At 53.3% G+C, this 255-nt stretch carries 1 rRNA gene; it reads right to left on the reverse strand.

The annotated features are described in order from the left end of the window. Positions 1-246, reverse strand: a 16S ribosomal RNA gene (locus IB226_RS23125); the annotation flags it as partial. Positions 247-255: the final 9 nt, after the last annotated feature.

Raw genomic sequence — 255 nt, forward strand, 5'->3', positions numbered from 1 at the left:
GCTAATCCCATCTGGGCACATCCGATGGTGTGAGGCCCGAAGGTCCCCCACTTTGGTCTTGCGACGTTATGCGGTATTAGCTACCGTTTCCAGTAGTTATCCCCCTCCATCGGGCAGTTTCCCAGACATTACTCACCCGTCCGCCACTCGTCACCCGAGAGCAAGCTCTCTGTGCTACCGTTCGACTTGCATGTGTTAGGCCTGCCGCCAGCGTTCAATCTGAGCCATGATCAAACTCTTCAATTTAAGTTTGAT

The sequence above is a fragment of the Pantoea sp. PNT03 genome, assembly GCF_014852515.1.
Lineage (GTDB): Bacteria > Pseudomonadota > Gammaproteobacteria > Enterobacterales > Enterobacteriaceae > Pantoea > Pantoea leporis.